This is a genomic window from Protofrankia sp. Cj3, from assembly GCF_917627355.1.
Taxonomy (GTDB): domain Bacteria; phylum Actinomycetota; class Actinomycetes; order Frankiales; family Frankiaceae; genus Protofrankia.
On the sequence record NZ_CAKJTR010000122.1, the window covers coordinates 1 to 15,384 of the forward strand.

Genomic DNA, 15,384 nt, shown 5'->3' on the forward strand with positions numbered 1-15,384 from the left:
ACGTAATTACCGCAGGCGCTTATGGCTCCGGCTTCGGTGTGGGGGTAGCCGACTGGAATCCCGAACTCGTTGATGCGAGTCGGCATGCCCGGCAGTTGACGCCCGGTCTGTGTCGGGGCCTGGGGCGGGCTGGTCCCGGTGCCGCTCCCCTCGCTGGGTCTGGCCACGACGGTGCTGGAGGCCTCGGCACTCGGCTGCATGCGTCCCACAGGTTCGGCCCCTCGCGGCTGGGTGGCAGTCGCGTCCGGCGCGGGAAAGGCGTAGCGGCCGAGGAGAACACCAGCGATCATCGTCACCACACCGGTGGCCGCCAAGAGGCCAGCGAGACGGCGTGTGGCCCAACCATCCTGGTTGACCAACGTCCCCTCCTTCGGCGTGACGGCTTTGGACGTGACTGCTCTGGCGACGACAGTCGACCCATTATCCCAATATCAGCCGGTCGGGATGCCAAGAACCGGTCAGAACGGCCATGGCGAGGGCGCCTGGTTGTGGTCCCCAGGGTCGAGCATTCGCACAGCAGCCGGCCTGTCCAGCGCTTTGGGCTGGTCGGGGGTGCCGGACGACGCGGTCGCTCCAGTCGCGAGGAAGAAGTTGACGACGGCGGCAGCGGCCCCGACGAGGAAGGCGAGCCCGAAGCCGGCGAGTACGCCACCCTTGCCGATTGCCGAGGCACGGTCGAGGCCCATCCGTTCGCCGAGTGCCCAGGCTATGCCACCGAGGAGTACTGCGGCGACGGCCGCGATCACGGCGTAGGCGGCGAGACCGTTGACGAGATCCTTGAGCGCGTTGATCCCCGGCGCTTTGGAGTCGTCAGGCTTGATCTGAACCTGAGCCAGGATGACCCTTACCTGCGCGGTCGTGGCTTGGACGATCATTGCTGTTCCCTTCCTGGGGCCAGGTCGGCGCGCAGATCGTCGGATGATACGCCTGGAGCTGCAATCCGATCATGCGTGACGGAAGTTGCCGCGGTGGCTGTGTCGCCGATCTCATCGTTGTCGACGCCGATGTCATCCTGGTCACGGCAGGCGTCGACAACGGTCGCGGCCAGTCGGAGGAAGGCCCGCCGGCTGCGCCACCGCAGCCGGAAGAACGGAATCGGCACGCTGTTGCGCTGTCCCCGGCCAGCGTTGTCCCTACGGCTGGGGCCGTTTCCCGGACGGGCGGGAGCTACGTCTGTCACAGTGTCGTCCAGCCGCGCGTCATAAGGGATACGGACTATCGCATCCACCCGTCGAGCTAGTTTGGCCGCGGCCGACCGGGTCTGCGGTGACCATCGCCCCCGGCGGACCGATACGGCTGCGACGATCACCGCTGGAGGCGGGCCGCCGTGGCCTGCCCGCAGACCGCCTGAGGCACGCAACGAGGCCGCGGCTTCGGTGAGATCACCGGGAAGTGCTGGTACGACCAGGACGATGACTCTGGCATCGCCGAGTGTGATCGAAGCCAGCGGCGAGTTCCAGTCGAGTGGGGTGTCGACGAGCACCAGCGGGTACGCGACTCCCAGCGTGGCGAAGGCTGAGGCGAGTACCTGGGGGGTGAGCGGGCCGGGCATCCCAGCTGGCACCAGCGCGGGCGGGGGTGCCGCGACCTGGTCGGTCGGCGCTGAGGTGGTAACACGTGCTTTGCCTGACCGGGGAGCTGCCGGCGCTGCCGGTTCGCTTGGCCGGCAGGCAGGCAGGACGTCCAGACCCGCGGCGTCCCCGCTCAGGTAGGTTCCGTCGGCGCCACCATTGATCAGCCAGCGCAGTTCGCTGACCGGCCGAGTCGCTCCACCCCGACGGGCCCGGTAGGAGATGGCGTCCGCGACGAGATCACTGACAGTGGCCGATGGGTATGCGCCGACACGGTCCGCGAGCGACATCCCGGATGTGCTGTCCGGGGCGAGGCCCATCGGGGTCGCTGTGTGTTCCAGATCGTCGCAGAGATCTACGGCGAGCACGGGCTCACCGCGGATGCCCGCGAGAGTCAGACCGATCATCGCTGTGACGGTGGTACGGCCCGAGCCGCCGGTCAGTGATGCGATCGCCACCCGCCGGGAGCCCGCCAACGGCGCGGCGGCCCGGTCCGTGAGGGACTCGCGGACTGGAATCTCCTCCCACGGTTCCAGGGCGCTGGCGTCTGCCCATGGTTCCTGCCACGGCCACAGCTCCTGGCTGGCCCGGGGTGCGGGCACCGCGGGAAGACGCGTTTGCTCCGCTGTCGATCCTGTTGAGGGCTTCTGCCCAGCCGGGGCAGCCAGCGGGCCCGCGGCCTCGTCCACGTGTTGACCGGGCGGCCCGATGGGCTCGTCGGATTCCGCCGCGCCGGATCCGGCGGTCTCCATCGCCAGTGCCTGGGCGTCGGTCGTGGTCCCGTTCGGCCTCCGCGGCTTGTCGCGCCCGCGGCGCCCGCTCAACGGCCCGGGGATCCGGGCCTCCGGTGCCGCGGAGAAATCACGCTCACGTCGCCGCTGGCTGCCCCGACGCACGGCCGTGGGCAGGCCTTCGGCGGCATCCGGGTCCGCTGGAGGGGGTGACGAGTTCGGCTCGGCGGATGGTCGGGCCACTACCGTGGGGGCTGTCGGCGTCACGGTAGTGGGCGGGGGCAGCGCCACAGGCGGGACCGCCGTCGGTTCCGCCTGTGGCGCTGCCCGCTCACGGTCCGCTGTCTGTTCAGGGATCGCGGGCCCGATCCCGCCAGGGGCATCGATCACTTCGGCAGGTGTGGGCTCTGTGGCTTTTTGTGTCTGAGCTGTCTCGTCCTGTAGCAGGAATGTCTCGGCTTGGCGGGGATCGTCGACCGAAGCGGGGCTGTCGTCGGTCGGGCCGCCGCGGAAGCGGCGACGTCGACGCCCGGCCATCCGGCCGTTCGCCGTGTCCGCACCAGAGCCGGCGCCAGCCGCGGTTGCGGATCGGGGCGTCGGGATCGGCTCGGTGGGGGGCGTGCCACGGGTCGTCGAGGCTGGACGTGGGGTCGACGCGGGTATCCGGGCGCCGATCAACGAGACGGGACGTGCGTCACCGTCCTCATCATACGGCCCCTGCGACACATCGGTCACGCGCTGTCGACCTCCGTGGTAGTCTCCGGCTGCTTGATGCCCATTACCGCTACTTGTGGTTGGTTGGTTTCTGCTTTGAACGGATCGATGTAACACGAGCAGTTCAAGTATGACAAGCCCCCTTCAGGACTCGTCACGGTGGCTTGCATGGGTGTAACTTCCGGCGCCAGCGACGATGTGCTCGGGAAGGGGGTCGTCGCGTGGCACAGGAAGGCGTCCCGGTGGCGGCGTTCGCGGCAGGCAGGGATCCCGCGGACGATGACGTGCTGACGGTCGACGAGCTTGTCGCGTGGTTGCGGCTCTCGGAGAGTACGGTGCTGAAGCTCCTGTCTGAACGGGAGATCCCGGCCCGCAAGATAGGTCACCAGTGGCGTGTCCGCCGCGGCCGGGTCCGGGACTGGCTGGACGGCCGGGAGTGATGTCTCCCGGTTCGCGCGTCGAGTCGACGCTGTCCCGGCAGGCGTCCAGGATGATCGTGATTGTGACCGCGCTGGTGCTGCTGGGTGGTGTTATGTCGGCCTGTTCGGCGATCCGTGACGTTGCGACGCGAGCCACCACCGGCCCACCCGTGACCGGGCCGCCACCGGCCGCGAACATACCGCCCGGCCCTCCTCTCGCCACTGCCTCACCACCGGCCCCCACTCCGCTGGATACCTATGATCCCGCAAGCGTGGCCGCGGACTGTTTCGTTCGCTGGCAGTCCTTTGACGCGCGGGCCGACAGCGGGCCGAACGCGGGCTTGGCGCGCGCCCGCAACTGTATGACCCCGGACTTCTTCGCCCAGCTCGGCGGGGACGGCCTGGGTGAAGGCGCCGCGTCGGGAGCGGACCGGGCCTGGTTCGACCTGCAGGCGGCCGGCACCCGGTCCAGGGTCGTGGTATTGGCCACATCCTCGTTCGGCGGTGTCGACACCAAGGCCACCGGCCGGGTGGTGTTGTTGCTGAACGTGCGTCGCACGACTGTGAGTGACCACACCGGTGACCGGGTGGAGACCGTGTCGAACCCGCTGCTGACGTTGTTGCGCCAGCCCGACGGCACCTGGCTGGTGGCCGGAGCGGATCTCGCAAACTCCTACGGCGATGCGCCGGGCCGGTAAACGATGGTGTCGGGAGCGGACCGGGCACGTAGCCGGCGGCGGTGGATGATCTGGACAGGCGTCGGTCTCACGGGCACCGTCATCGCGTTTGTCTTCGTGGTCGTGGCGATTGTTGTGATCATCGCTGGGCCGTTCATCGGGAACAACGGATCTGGGCGGAGCCGGGTCATCACCAACGGGGATGGCATCCCGCCCGAGTACCTGCCCATGATCACCGAAGCGGCGAACAACGCCGGCTGCGACGAGGTCACCCCGGCCGTCCTGGCAGCTCAGCTGCATCAGGAGTCCGGCTTCAACCCGACCGCTCAGTCCGGCGTGGGCGCGATGGGGATCGCCCAGTTCATGCCCGGGACCTGGGCGATCCATGGCCATGGGGATGTGTGGAATCCAGCTGACGCCATCCCGGCCGCGGCCCGTTATGACTGCGAGGTGGCCGCGTCCGTGGCGTCCGTGCCTGGCGATTCGCAGGAGAACATGCTCGCGGCCTACAACGCGGGGCCCGGCTCCGTGCTGGCCTACGCTGGTCTTCCGCCTTACCCGGAAACCCGCAACTACGTACGAACCATCCTCGCGTTGGCGCAGGTCTACGGTGACGCCGTCGCCACCGGGGCGCCGGTGTCGGCCACCGCCGTCGCTCCGGTGGTGGCATTCATGCGCTCCCAGCTCGGCAAGGCGTACGTGTGGGGCGCGACTGGGCCGGACGCCTGGGACTGCTCGTCGCTCGTGCAGGCGGCGTACGCGCAGATCGGGGTGTCGATCCCGCGGGTGACCGTTGACCAGATGCGGGCTGGTCCGTCGGTGTCCGGGGTTGATCCCCAGCCCGGCGACCTGCTGTTCATCCCGGGCGCCGACGGTACGCCCGTGGCACCTGGCCATGTCGGGATGTACGTCGGTGACGGCCGGGTGATCGCGGCGAAGGGCGCTCGCTGGGGAGTCGTCGAATCGGACCTGTCGGACTGGACGTCGATCGTGGCGGTGACACGTCCGCTCGCCGGTCCGTGAGTGTGCGGGGCTTCTCATGCGACGGCGGTGACGAAGTGCGAGATTCCGTCCGCGATGTTCCCGAGCAGACAGACCGTCGACTGGACCAGACTGGCCGCGTCAGTAGGTGTGTTCGCAACATAGAAGATCACAAACGCGATTGCGCACACCGGTGCGAGCTTCTTCATGCCAGACCTCGCGGGGAAGACGGGTGGACGGGCGCCGTCCACGATGACCGGAGCCTGCCGCTACCCACGGTGTTCCGACATGCTGATAACTCGTTTGCGTAACCAGCTGAATACGCGTGGTCTCTTCTGTCCGGACCGTCGGGAGCCCTCGATGGCTGGTTTATCGGTTTGGTCTGTTTCGTCAGGGTTTATTTCGCCCTGGCCACGGTCGTGATGACACCGTTCGAGTCGACCCGGCGGATCCGGTCGTTCTTGTCGTCGGCGATGTAGAGGTTGCCCGCGCCGTCGACAGCGGTGCCGGTCGGGCTTGACAGCTGTGCCCGGGTGGCTGCGCCGCCGTCCCCGGCGTAGCCTTCGGTTCCGTTGCCGGCAACGGTGGTGATCATACCGTCGGAGGTCACCCGCCGGACGCGCTGGTTGCCGTAATCAGCGATGTAGAGGATGCCGTCAGGACTGACCGCGACGCTTGGGATGCGCAGTTTCGCCGCGGTCGCGGGGCCGCCGTCCCCGTCATAGCCGTAGGCGCCGTTACCGGCCACCGTGCTGATGGTCCCATGCGGGTCGATCTTCCGGACGCGCTCGTTGCCGAGATCCGCCACGTAGAGGGTGCCGTCGGCGGCGATCGCCAGCCCGTTCGGGTTGTCGAACTCGGCTGCTGTGGCAGGCCCGCCGTCCCCGGAAAAGCCCTTGGTACCGACACCGGCCACGGTCGTGATAACGCCGCTCGGGCTGATCCGCCGGATGCGCTGGTTACCGTAGTCGGCGACGTAGAGGGTGCCGTCGGCCGCGAGGGCCAGCCCATTCGGTTCGTTCAGCTGCGCGGCGGACGCCGGGCCGCCATCCCCGGTGAAGCCGGCCGTCCCGGTACCCGCGATCGTAGTGATGATCCCGTTTGTATCGATCTTCCGAATGCGCTGGTTGCTTGAGTCGCTGATATAGATGTTTCCCGACGAGTCCAGCACCGTTGCGGCTGGGCTGTCGAGCTGTGCCTGGTTCGCGGGACCGCCGTCCGAGGTGAAGCCGCTGGTCCCAGTGCCGGCGACGGTCGTGACGGTCCCGTCCTTGCCGATTTTGTGGATTTGGTGACTGGTCCAGTCGGTGATGTAGAGCGCACCAGCCCGGTCGATGGTGACGTCATAGGCGTCCAGCCCCGACAGCGTCACCGCCGGGCCGGCATAGGCCACACCAGGGGAGTAGGTCGCGGACGGCGTGGCTTGATCGCGATGATGGTTCTCGGCGGTCATCAGCGCGACGCCGAAGACCAGCGCGAGTATCACGATGCCCGCGACACCGGCGATGAGCCAGGCCCGGCGGGACGGCTGGGACGGCTGGGACGGCTGCGCAGGGCGTTGTTGCTGCCACGGTGGTGGGTAGCCGGACACTGGTTGCGGTTGGGCCGGCCAGGCCGGAGCAGGCGTCCCGGCCGGAGTGAAACCCCGGCCGGCCGGCGGGACGAACGGGTTCGCCTGCCACCATCCTGAGGCAGGTTGTGCCAGCGGTTGCTGAGCCGGTCCGGCTCCCTGGCCGCGCGGCGGGAACTGCTCCGGGGCGAGCCTGGTCGGCGGAGTGTCCGTCGCCGGCGGCACCCAGGGGTCAGCGTCCGGAGACCATCCGCGCGGACCGCTCGGCGCGGACCCGGATGCCGCCGGCGGCCGCGGGCCGGCCGAGCCCGGCCGGGCCAGCTGGCGCTGTGCCGCGTGCCGTACCTCGTCGTCGAGGCGAACCCCGATACCTGACTGGGCGAGCCAGTCCGGGCCGAACGTGCTTGCGGCGGCCTGGGCGAGTTCGAGTGCGAACTGGGTGGCACTCGGGAAGCGGGCGGCTGGGTCCTTGACCAGCGTTTTCATGATCACTCTACTGATCGGCTCGGGCACGTCGGTCAACGGTGGTGGATTCACATTGAGGTGATGGTTGACCAGCGCGCCTACGGACAGGGCCCGGCCGAAAAGCGGCCGGCGGGCCAGTAGCTCGTAGAGCACCCCGCCGAGCGCGTAGAGATCGGTCGAGACATACAGACGACCACCGGTGATCTGTTCGGGAGCCATGTAGCGAGGAGTCCCGAGAACCCCGCTCGCCGTCGTCTCGGTACCTTCGAAAATCTTTGCCACGCCGAAGTCGGTGACTTTGAGCAGCCCGTCCGAAGCGAACATCATGTTGTCAGGCTTGATGTCGCGGTGCAGGACGTTGTGGGCGTGCGCGGCATCCAGCGCGCCCGCTGCGGCAAGACCCAGCGCGCAGGTGGCCTCGGGTGACATCGGGCCGGCCGCCAACCGCTGGCGCAGCGTGCCGCCGGGGAGCAGCTCCATGACGAACAGACAGGTGCCCTGATGCTCGATGTAGTCGTGGATGCGCACGATATGCGGATGGTCGAGTTCGGCCAGTACTCGTGCCTCGGCGAGGAAACGGGCGCGCAGGTTCACGTCACCGGCGGTGTCGAGCAGGACTTTGATCGCGACATTCCGACCGATCAAACGATGTCGGCCGCCGAGCACAAGCCCATAGCCACCACGGCCGAGTTCCCCTTCGACCTGGTAGCCGGGGAGCGCGGTCTGCACCAGCGAGCGATCGATCAACAAAGGCCAGTTTCCGTTCGCCACCGTATGGACGGCATTCGCCGCGACCGTGCCCGGCGGGGGTCACGCCGACGACCGACATCCCCGTCAGCCATGAATTCAGTCGTGAGTGTACGGCTGTCGCCACATGCTCATCTCCGGGTGGTCATGGGTGACTCTGGTAGATCAGTGATATAGATCATAACAGCATCTCGTTGATGACTTTTCGGATCCATCCTGGAGCTGTGTGTAATCGTTTTGTACGTCCGGCGCGACGGGCATCCGCTGTCCCGCTGGCGAGCCGGCGCCGCGGCTCATCCGGTGACGCGCGCGGTGACCTGGTCGGTGACGCGGTGGCGTGGACCTCGCGTGGGGCATGCAGGATCGTGAACATGTCGCCGACGCGCCCGCGGCCATCGGACTGGGAGGTCCCGAAAAATCATGTCGCCTATCGAGCCGTCCATCGATGCCGTCCAGCACGCCTCTCCCATCATGGGAACGCCGGAATGGACAGCTCTCGACAAGCACTTCGCCGAGCTCGCCGACATCCATCTGCGTAACCTTTTTGCTAATGACCCGAACCGGGGCGAGAGACTCGCCGTGGCAGCCGACGGCCTGTACCTCGACTACTCGAAGAACCGGGTAACCGACCAGACACTGGAATTGTTGGTGGCTTTGGCCGAGCGCGCGCGGCTGCGTGCGCAGATCGAGGCGATGTTCACCGGCCAGAAGATCAACACAACTGAGCGCAGGGCTGTTCTTCATGTTGCGCTGCGCGCCCCCGCGGACGCCGTCGTCGACGTGGACGGTGTGAATGTCGTTCCCCAGGTGCATGCCGTGCTCGAGCGGATGTCGGTGTTCGCTGACAAGGTCCGTTCCGGTGTCTGGACCGGCGTCACCGAGAAGCATATCCGGACCGTTGTCAATATCGGGATCGGAGGTTCGGACCTCGGGCCGGCCATGGCGTACGAAGCACTAACGGATTACTCCGACCGCTCGATACAGTTCCGTTTCGTATCGAATGTGGATGGTACCGACATCTGGGAAGCGACAGCTGATCTCGACCCGGCCGAGACGCTGTTCATCGTGTCGTCGAAGACCTTCACCACCCTGGAGACGCTCGCGAACGCCCGCGCCGCGCGGGCCTGGCTGGTCGACGCGCTCGGCCCGGACGCGGTTCCGTTCCATTTCGTGGCAGTCTCGACGAACACGGAGAAGGTGACCGAGTTCGGTATCGACAGTGCCAACATGTTCGAATTCTGGGACTGGGTGGGCGGACGTTACTCGCTCGACTCGGCGATCGGCCTGTCCCTGATGCTGGCGATCGGGCCGGACAACTTCCGGGACATGCTCGCCGGGTTCCACGCGATGGACGTGCACTTCCGTACCGCCCCGTTCGAGCGGAACCTACCGGTGCTGCTCGGTCTGCTCGGCCTGTGGTACCGGGACTTCTTCGGTGCGCAGACCCATGCGGTGCTGCCCTACAGCCACTATCTCGGGCGTTTTCCCGCCTATCTCCAGCAGTTGGACATGGAGAGCAACGGCAAGTCGGTGGACCGGGCTGGGCGAACGGTGCCTGTCCCCACCGGCCCGGTCGTGTGGGGGACCCCCGGTACCAACGGGCAGCATGCCTACTTCCAGCTCATCCACCAGGGAACCGCGCTGGTCCCCGCCGATTTCATCGGTTTTCTCACCGCCAGCCACGACGTGCGTGCGGGTGGTGTGGACCACCATGTACTGCTGATGGCGAACTTCTTCGCCCAGACCGAGGCACTGGCGTTCGGCAGGACGGCCGAGCAGGTCGCCGCCGAACGCGTGGACCATGAAATCATCCCGCATCGGACATTTCCGGGAAATCGGCCCACCAACACGATTCTCGCTGACCGGCTGACCCCGTTCCGGCTCGGTCAGCTGATCGCTCTCTACGAACACAAGGTCTTCACTCAGGGTGCGATCTGGAATATCAACAGTTTCGACCAGTGGGGTGTGGAGCTCGGCAAGGCGCTCGCGGCGCGGATCATTCCGGAACTGTCAGCGGACGGGCCGGTGGAGCTGGCGCACGACAGCTCCACCAACAGTCTCATCCGCCGGTTCCGTGCCGCGAACGAGTCATCGGAGCGCGAGTTCTGATTTGGCCGTATTGTCTGAATCGTCGAGCGTGCCGGTACGCTGGTAATTCGTGTTATTCGACATTAATGCGCGGCACATCTCTTGCTTTTCGTCGGTGAAATCCGGGATCTTGGTTACCCTCGGTAGTATCGCTGCATGGGGTGTACGTATCCCGTAGCTCGGGGAGAGAGCACCCTGTGGGCGGTTCCGGTTCGGGAGGCCTGCCGGACCGCCAGGACGACATGAGCCAGGAGGTGTCGCCTCGCCGCCAACCGGCCGGGGTGCGGGGCCGCGGCCAAGCGGCGCGGAACGACGACAGGTGCCGACGACATGTGCCGGCGGGAGTACCGGGGGGCGGAAACATGCAGGTCGAGGCCGGTCATCTGCGGATGTCGGTGACCCATTCGGGGTGCGATGTGCTCATCGTGCTCGATGGCGAACTCGATACCCGCGGCCGGCTGAGGTTCCGCCAGGAGATCCATGAACTGCTGGGCCGCGGCGGCACGGACGTGACGGTGGATGTCGACGGCCTGCATGCCGTCGACATCGCTGGAATGGCGGCGTTGCTGCGGGCCGAACTGCTGTTGCGAGGAGTCCACTCCAGTCTTCGGGTGCGGGGGGCCTCCCCGGCGTTCATGGCGTTGCTGCGTTCGACCGGTCTGACCGGTCGCCTGCGGGTTGATGCCGGGTCACGGCGATCGGGCGCGCCGGCCTCCGCCGCCGCTGGCGGTCGGGCGCACTGACCGCCCGTCCCGCTGGGCGCCCGGGGATGCGCACGGACGGCATGCGGGCTCACGGATGCGCGGGCTCACGGATGCGCGGACTGGCGCGACACGATCAACCGTAGCAGCCGCACAGGCGGTGGTCCGCCATCCTCGATGTCGCCGGGAGACTCGTCGTCGAGGTCGGGGACCAGCTGGAGCCGGGGCCGGCGTACTTTTTCGATCATTTGTTCCACCCGATGCATAGCCAGCATGCCGATCATGAGTACCAGTGGGAATCCCAGCACAATTGTTATGGATCCGGCCATCGCGTCCTCCGCGGCTCGCCCGAAAACACGGAAAGTTTTCCCGTGATCTCTCTGTGCCTCCACACTCCTGTTACCCACGGTCGTGGGAAATTCACCTTTTGGCGACGGCTTCGTCCGTCCAGGGTGAGCGCCGCGATCGGCCGGCGCGTGGCCGGCACAGGTGTGGCCGACACGAATGTGATCAAGTTTTTTCGGGTGTCCGGGATGCGCTGAGGAAGCCTCCTGGCTCACGGCGGGCGTCCGGCAGCAAGCCGGGCACCCGGCCGAATTCGTCTCCTGTCACCATGTCTGGTATGTCGAGGCCTGCCGTTGCGCAACCGGCGGGCTCAGGCGGCCGACCGCCGGAAGGCCCGCCGCTGCGTGGTCCCTACCGCGGTCCGTGGCCCGTCGGGCGCGCCGTGCCGACCGAGTCCCAGTTGCGGGCGCGGATGCGGATGCTGCTCGAACAGCTTGAGATCTCGCAAGCCGAGATCGTTCTGTACCGGGCGGCCTATGTGCGGGTCAGCGAGGAGGAGATCGCCGACCGTCCCTGGCTGCGCACTCCCCTCGAGCGCCTCACCGTCCCCCGTCTCGCCCGGGCGCTGGCCCGTGAGCTCGACGCTATGGAGCGTTTCCGATTGTGGGCAGAGGAGCTCCACCAGCTCCAGGAAGAAGCCTGCGCCCGCGGTCTGCTCAACTCGCCGTAGCGTCTCGCAAAGACCGTCTCGCAAAGACCGTCACGCGGGGACCGAGAACTCCTCGAACAACCGGCGGGCCTGGGCAGCCCCGGCGATGTTGCCCTTCTTCTCGTAGCACGCGATCGCCGTGTCGATCTTCGGGCCGGCCGTGTCGCCCTGGCCGGTCCGGTGGAGCACCTCGGCATAGGCCAGCCATGCCTGCGCCTGCCCGTCCCAGTCGTCGGTCCTGCCGGCGAGATCGCACGCGGCCTCGGCGAACCGGACGGCCTCGACCTCACGTCCGCGCATCGCGAGCACCTTCGCGTGCACCCCGCACCAGCCAGCCTGCGCGGGGACCTGGTCGCCGGCAGCGGCGTCGCGGGAGCGGGACACGTAGGTGGCTGCCTCGTCGAGGCGTTCGAGCTTGAGCAAGACGTCGGCGAGGGCCGCGGCACGCGTGGCCAGGTGCGCGCGTTCACCCATCCGGGCCAGCCGGCGGCAGCTGCGCCGCAGCTCGTGTTCGGCCGTGTCGAGGTCGTCGGTCAGTAGGGCGATACGGGCAACAACGAAGCCCCCGTAGAGCGGATCTCCGCGGGGGCTCCGGACGTCCCAGACGATCTCTTCAGCCCGGGCCAGATGGTCCATGGCGGCATCGAGGTCTCCCGCCATCGTGAACAGCACGGCCAGCTGGGCGAGCAGGGAACGGCGCAGGCCGCGGTCGTCCCCAACACCGGCCAGCGCCCGCGTGGCCCGGTCGACCGACTCGCCGACCGGGCGAGGGGCAAGGCTCAGCAGATGGACGAGGTCACGGCGCATGGTCTGGGCATCGCGAAGTACGCCGGACTCCTCGGCGTGGCGGACGGCGGCCTGCATGGCCCGCTCGGCCAGGGCATAGCGGCCAGCCGCCATGTGAGCGGCGGCCTGGCTGCGGCAGGCGAGCGCGGCACCGACCTCGTCCCCGTTCTGGATGAAGATCGGTAGTGCTCGGGTCGCCTCACCCAGGGTCTCAGCGACCAGCCCCTCCGGGCTCGTCGCGAACATGAGCCGAAGGTGGGCGAGCCGCGCGTGCGCCCGCAGGCCGGTGTCGCCGATCCGGGTGGCCCGGTCCGTGGCTTGGCGCAGCATGCGTTCGGCGTCGCTGAACCGGCCGAACGAGTGCAGCGCCCAGCCAAGGTCGATCTCGGCACGGATGCGCAGCGGATCGGTGACGGGAAGGAGTGTGATCGCTCGTTTGAGCAGCCCGGCCGCGCCTGTCTCGTCGCCCTGGCGGACCCGGTCAGCGGCTTCGATCAGGCAGGCCGCGGCGCGGTGCCCGAGCTCCGCGGTCTCGGTGTCGCGCAGCCCGAGCTCGACCCGGTACCGGTAGGCCTGTTCCAGGTGATACCCGACCAGCTCATCATGCTCACCAGGGCGCCCCATCATCCTGGCCTGCAACCAGGCGGCGAAGCCTTGGTGCAGCTCGGCGCGCTGGCGCTTCGATGTCGCCTGGTAGGCGCAGTCGCGCAGCAGGACGTGCAGGAACCGGAAGGCCTCCACACCGGGCAGGTCCGACCGGTCGGCATGAACCAGTTCCTTGCGTACCAGCGCCTGGCAGTGCGCGGCCACGCCGGCCCGGTCCGCCGGGGCGGACAGCTCGACCACCGCGTCGAGGTAGAACCGCTGACCGACAACGGCGGCACGTTCCAGCACCCGTCGCTCGTGCATGTTGAGCCGGTCGAGACGGGCCGCGAGCAGCGCGGAGATCGTGGGTGGGACCTGGACCGAGCCAAGGTTGCCGGTCGCGATCCACCGGTCGCCCTCCCGGCGCAACAACCCGTCGTCGACCAGGGCCGCGAGCGTCTGTTCGACGAACAGCGGGTTCCCCGCGGCTGACTCGGTGATTCTGGAAACCAGCGCGGGGTCGAGGTCGTTGGACCCCATCAACGTGCGGATCAGCCGCTGGCAGCGTTCCTCGCTCAGCGGCTGCAACAGCATCGACGTGGCGTTGAGTTTGCCGCCGCCCCAGCTCCGGCGCTCCTCCAGCAGCTCCGGCCGGGACAGGCACAGCAGCAGGATCGGTGCCTCCCGGGACCAGTCGGCGACATGCTCGATCAGGTCCAGCAGGGTCGGCTCAGCCCAGTGGACGTCATCGAACCAGACGATCAGCGGACGTTTCTCGGCGAGCGCGGCCAGAAAGGTGCGGACCGCCCAGAAGCTCTCCTGCGCGCCAACTTCAGCACCCCCGAGACCGACCAGCGGTGCCAACCCGTCCACCACGGCGGCGGCGTCGCCGATGACGTTGTCGACGCCATCCAGCAGCTCGCGCAGGCGACGCCGGCCCTCGGGCGCGCTCTCGTCGGCGGACATGCCGGTCGCCTGGCGGACCATTTCCATCAGCGGCCAGTACGTGATGCCTTCGCCGTAGGACAGACAGCGCCCGGTGAGCACCGTCGCCCGCGGAGCCATCGCCTCGCAGAACTCCCCGACCATGCGGGATTTTCCGATGCCGGCGGGGCCGAGCAGGGTAAACAGGTGGCAGGTACGTTCTTCGATCACCTGTTCGAGGGCGTCATCGAGGCGGCGGCGTTCCCGGTCCCGGCCGATCACTGGTGCGGCAAAGCCGTCCGGGGCGAACCGCGCGCCGGGGCCGACGCCGGGGTGCGCCAGACCGATCAGGCGGTGGGCCCGCAGGGGGGCCTTCTTGCCCTGGACCACCAGGGGGCCGACCGGTTCGCTGCGCACATCCGAGCGAATCATCCGCAGGGTTGCCTCAGCGATGAGGATCTCGTCGGGGTCGGCGGCCTCCTCCAGGCGGGAAGCGACATTGACGGCATCGCCGGTCACGCCGCCACCGGTACCAGGCCCGCCGACGGTGACCTCGCCCGTGTTGATGCCGATGCGGATCCGGAACCGAAATCCCCAGTCCCGCTGGAGATCGGCGTTGAGCGTGGCCATGCTGGCGCGGATCTCGAGGGCGGCGCGGGCGGCGCGCAGCGCATCGTCCTCATGCAGGATCGGGATACCGAAAACAGCGAACACCGCGTCCCCGATGAACTTCTCGACACTGCCTCCGTGGGCCGAGATCACTTCGCGGGCGGCGCTGAAGAAGCGCCACATCACCTGCTGTAGCGGTTCGGAGTCGAGCTGTTCACCGATGGCGGTATAACCGGTGACGTCGCAGAACATGATCGTTACAGTCTTGCGAGCGCCGATCCCGAACGTGGGCAGCGGAGTACCGCAGGAGAAGCAGAAGCGTGCTTCCTCTGGGTTGGCCTTTCCGCATGTCGGGCAGGCGACCATGTGCCGGATCGTAGGCCGCGGCGATGCCAGACGGGACGCCGATGTCGGTGTCAGTCGTTTCAGATGATCGTGATCTGTCCCACAGTGGCGGGCGGGGTGGCTGCCTCGACTCCCCCGGTGACGGGTTCTGGTGAATTAATTGATCTTGTTTGGCTGCCTGGCAGGCGAGCGTCCAGGTGGATGATCAGGCAAAAGTATCGGTTGCCACCATCGACTGCCCGTTTTCGTTCCAGTGGCCTGGGGCGTGTCTGATGGATGTTGGTCGAGGTGGGCGATGATCCAGAAGGTGGCCTGCAAGGCGGAGGAGGTCCGGATAGCGGTGTTCTATCCGGACCGACGACAACGGGGCAGGACACCTTCTGGGCATTGATCCGCACGATCGAAGATCCATCAGATACGCCCCAAACCCGCTGCTCGCGGACCAAGTCGCTCCGTGCTTTGGCGGTCCTACCTAAG

12 protein-coding genes and 1 pseudogene are annotated in these 15,384 nt (G+C 67.7%); 6 read left to right on the forward strand and 7 right to left on the reverse strand.

Translation table 11 applies throughout. From position 1 onward, the window contains the following. The 3 genes and pseudogenes from MJ783_RS16030 to MJ783_RS16040 all read right to left on the reverse strand — a co-directional run. A pseudogene (locus MJ783_RS16030) lies at positions 1 to 359 on the reverse strand (hypothetical protein); the annotation flags it as partial. Positions 360 to 458: 99 nt separating this feature from the next. Continuing rightward, positions 459 to 875: a DUF6112 family protein gene (locus tag MJ783_RS16035; protein WP_239311252.1), complete on the reverse strand. Its 417-nt coding sequence runs from the start codon at positions 873 to 875 to the stop codon at positions 459 to 461. Further along, positions 872 to 3,037 (reverse strand): hypothetical protein, encoded by a 2,166-nt coding sequence (locus MJ783_RS16040; protein WP_239311253.1) that lies wholly within the window; start codon positions 3,035 to 3,037, stop codon positions 872 to 874. Before MJ783_RS16040 ends, MJ783_RS16035 begins: the two co-directional genes overlap by 4 nt. Positions 3,038 to 3,237: 200 nt before the next feature. Between MJ783_RS16040 and MJ783_RS16045 the strand changes: the two genes are divergently transcribed. The 3 genes from MJ783_RS16045 to MJ783_RS16055 are packed head-to-tail and all read left to right on the forward strand — an operon-like array spanning position 3,238 to position 5,135. Beyond that, entirely contained in the window at positions 3,238 to 3,456 is a 219-nt protein-coding gene (locus MJ783_RS16045) for a helix-turn-helix domain-containing protein (RefSeq protein ID WP_239311254.1), read from the forward strand. A gap of 50 nt (positions 3,457 to 3,506) precedes the next feature. After that, positions 3,507 to 4,133, forward strand: coding sequence for a hypothetical protein (locus MJ783_RS16050; protein WP_239311255.1), 627 nt, complete (start codon positions 3,507 to 3,509; stop codon positions 4,131 to 4,133). 45 nt (positions 4,134 to 4,178) lie between these two features. Beyond that, the gene (locus MJ783_RS16055) at positions 4,179 to 5,135 is read left to right on the forward strand and encodes a bifunctional lytic transglycosylase/C40 family peptidase (protein WP_239311256.1); all 957 of its coding nucleotides are present in this window, start codon (positions 4,179 to 4,181) and stop codon (positions 5,133 to 5,135) included. A 14-nt stretch (positions 5,136 to 5,149) separates the two neighbouring features. On the opposite strand, the gene MJ783_RS16060 is transcribed toward MJ783_RS16055, so the two are convergent. Together MJ783_RS16060 and MJ783_RS16065 are read right to left on the reverse strand one after the other, a co-directional pair. Then, positions 5,150 to 5,302 (reverse strand): hypothetical protein, encoded by a 153-nt coding sequence (locus MJ783_RS16060; protein WP_239311257.1) that lies wholly within the window; start codon positions 5,300 to 5,302, stop codon positions 5,150 to 5,152. A gap of 188 nt (positions 5,303 to 5,490) precedes the next feature. After that, on the reverse strand, positions 5,491 to 7,878 hold the full coding sequence (locus tag MJ783_RS16065; RefSeq protein WP_239311258.1) for a protein kinase: 2,388 nt from the start codon (positions 7,876 to 7,878) through the stop codon (positions 5,491 to 5,493). A gap of 417 nt (positions 7,879 to 8,295) precedes the next feature. Here MJ783_RS16065 and pgi point away from each other — a divergent pair, with 417 nt between their 5' ends. Both pgi and MJ783_RS16075 read left to right on the forward strand, forming a co-directional pair. Next, positions 8,296 to 9,984: a glucose-6-phosphate isomerase gene (pgi, locus tag MJ783_RS16070; RefSeq protein WP_239311259.1), complete on the forward strand. Its 1,689-nt coding sequence runs from the start codon at positions 8,296 to 8,298 to the stop codon at positions 9,982 to 9,984. 341 nt (positions 9,985 to 10,325) lie between these two features. Then, a complete protein-coding gene (locus tag MJ783_RS16075; protein WP_239311260.1) occupies positions 10,326 to 10,706 on the forward strand; it encodes an STAS domain-containing protein in 381 nt (126 codons plus the stop codon). 65 nt (positions 10,707 to 10,771) lie between these two features. Here the strand turns inward: MJ783_RS16075 and MJ783_RS16080 are convergent, their stop codons facing one another. Further along, a complete protein-coding gene (locus MJ783_RS16080; RefSeq protein ID WP_239311261.1) occupies positions 10,772 to 10,993 on the reverse strand; it encodes a hypothetical protein in 222 nt (73 codons plus the stop codon). A 398-nt stretch (positions 10,994 to 11,391) separates the two neighbouring features. On the opposite strand from MJ783_RS16080, the gene MJ783_RS16085 reads away from it, so the two are divergent. Beyond that, the gene (locus MJ783_RS16085; protein WP_239311262.1) at positions 11,392 to 11,679 is read left to right on the forward strand and encodes a hypothetical protein; all 288 of its coding nucleotides are present in this window, start codon (positions 11,392 to 11,394) and stop codon (positions 11,677 to 11,679) included. A 30-nt stretch (positions 11,680 to 11,709) separates the two neighbouring features. On the opposite strand, the gene MJ783_RS16090 is transcribed toward MJ783_RS16085, so the two are convergent. Beyond that, a complete protein-coding gene (locus MJ783_RS16090) occupies positions 11,710 to 14,928 on the reverse strand; it encodes an adenylate/guanylate cyclase domain-containing protein (protein WP_239311263.1) in 3,219 nt (1,072 codons plus the stop codon). Positions 14,929 to 15,384 lie beyond the last annotated feature (456 nt).

What these genes read in the sequence shown, in the direction of transcription:
- MJ783_RS16035 (WP_239311252.1), bottom strand. Translation starts at nt 875, where the DNA reads ATGATCGTCCAAGCCACGACCGCGCAGGTAAGGGTCATCCTGGCTCAG.
- MJ783_RS16050 (WP_239311255.1), top strand. Translation starts at nt 3,507, where the DNA reads ATGATCGTGATTGTGACCGCGCTGGTGCTGCTGGGTGGTGTTATGTCG.
- MJ783_RS16055 (WP_239311256.1), top strand. Translation starts at nt 4,179, where the DNA reads ATGATCTGGACAGGCGTCGGTCTCACGGGCACCGTCATCGCGTTTGTC.
- MJ783_RS16060 (WP_239311257.1), bottom strand. Translation starts at nt 5,302, where the DNA reads ATGAAGAAGCTCGCACCGGTGTGCGCAATCGCGTTTGTGATCTTCTAT.
- pgi (WP_239311259.1), top strand. Translation starts at nt 8,296, where the DNA reads ATGTCGCCTATCGAGCCGTCCATCGATGCCGTCCAGCACGCCTCTCCC.
- MJ783_RS16075 (WP_239311260.1), top strand. Translation starts at nt 10,326, where the DNA reads ATGCAGGTCGAGGCCGGTCATCTGCGGATGTCGGTGACCCATTCGGGG.
- MJ783_RS16080 (WP_239311261.1), bottom strand. Translation starts at nt 10,993, where the DNA reads ATGGCCGGATCCATAACAATTGTGCTGGGATTCCCACTGGTACTCATG.
- MJ783_RS16090 (WP_239311263.1), bottom strand. Translation starts at nt 14,928, where the DNA reads ATGGTCGCCTGCCCGACATGCGGAAAGGCCAACCCAGAGGAAGCACGC.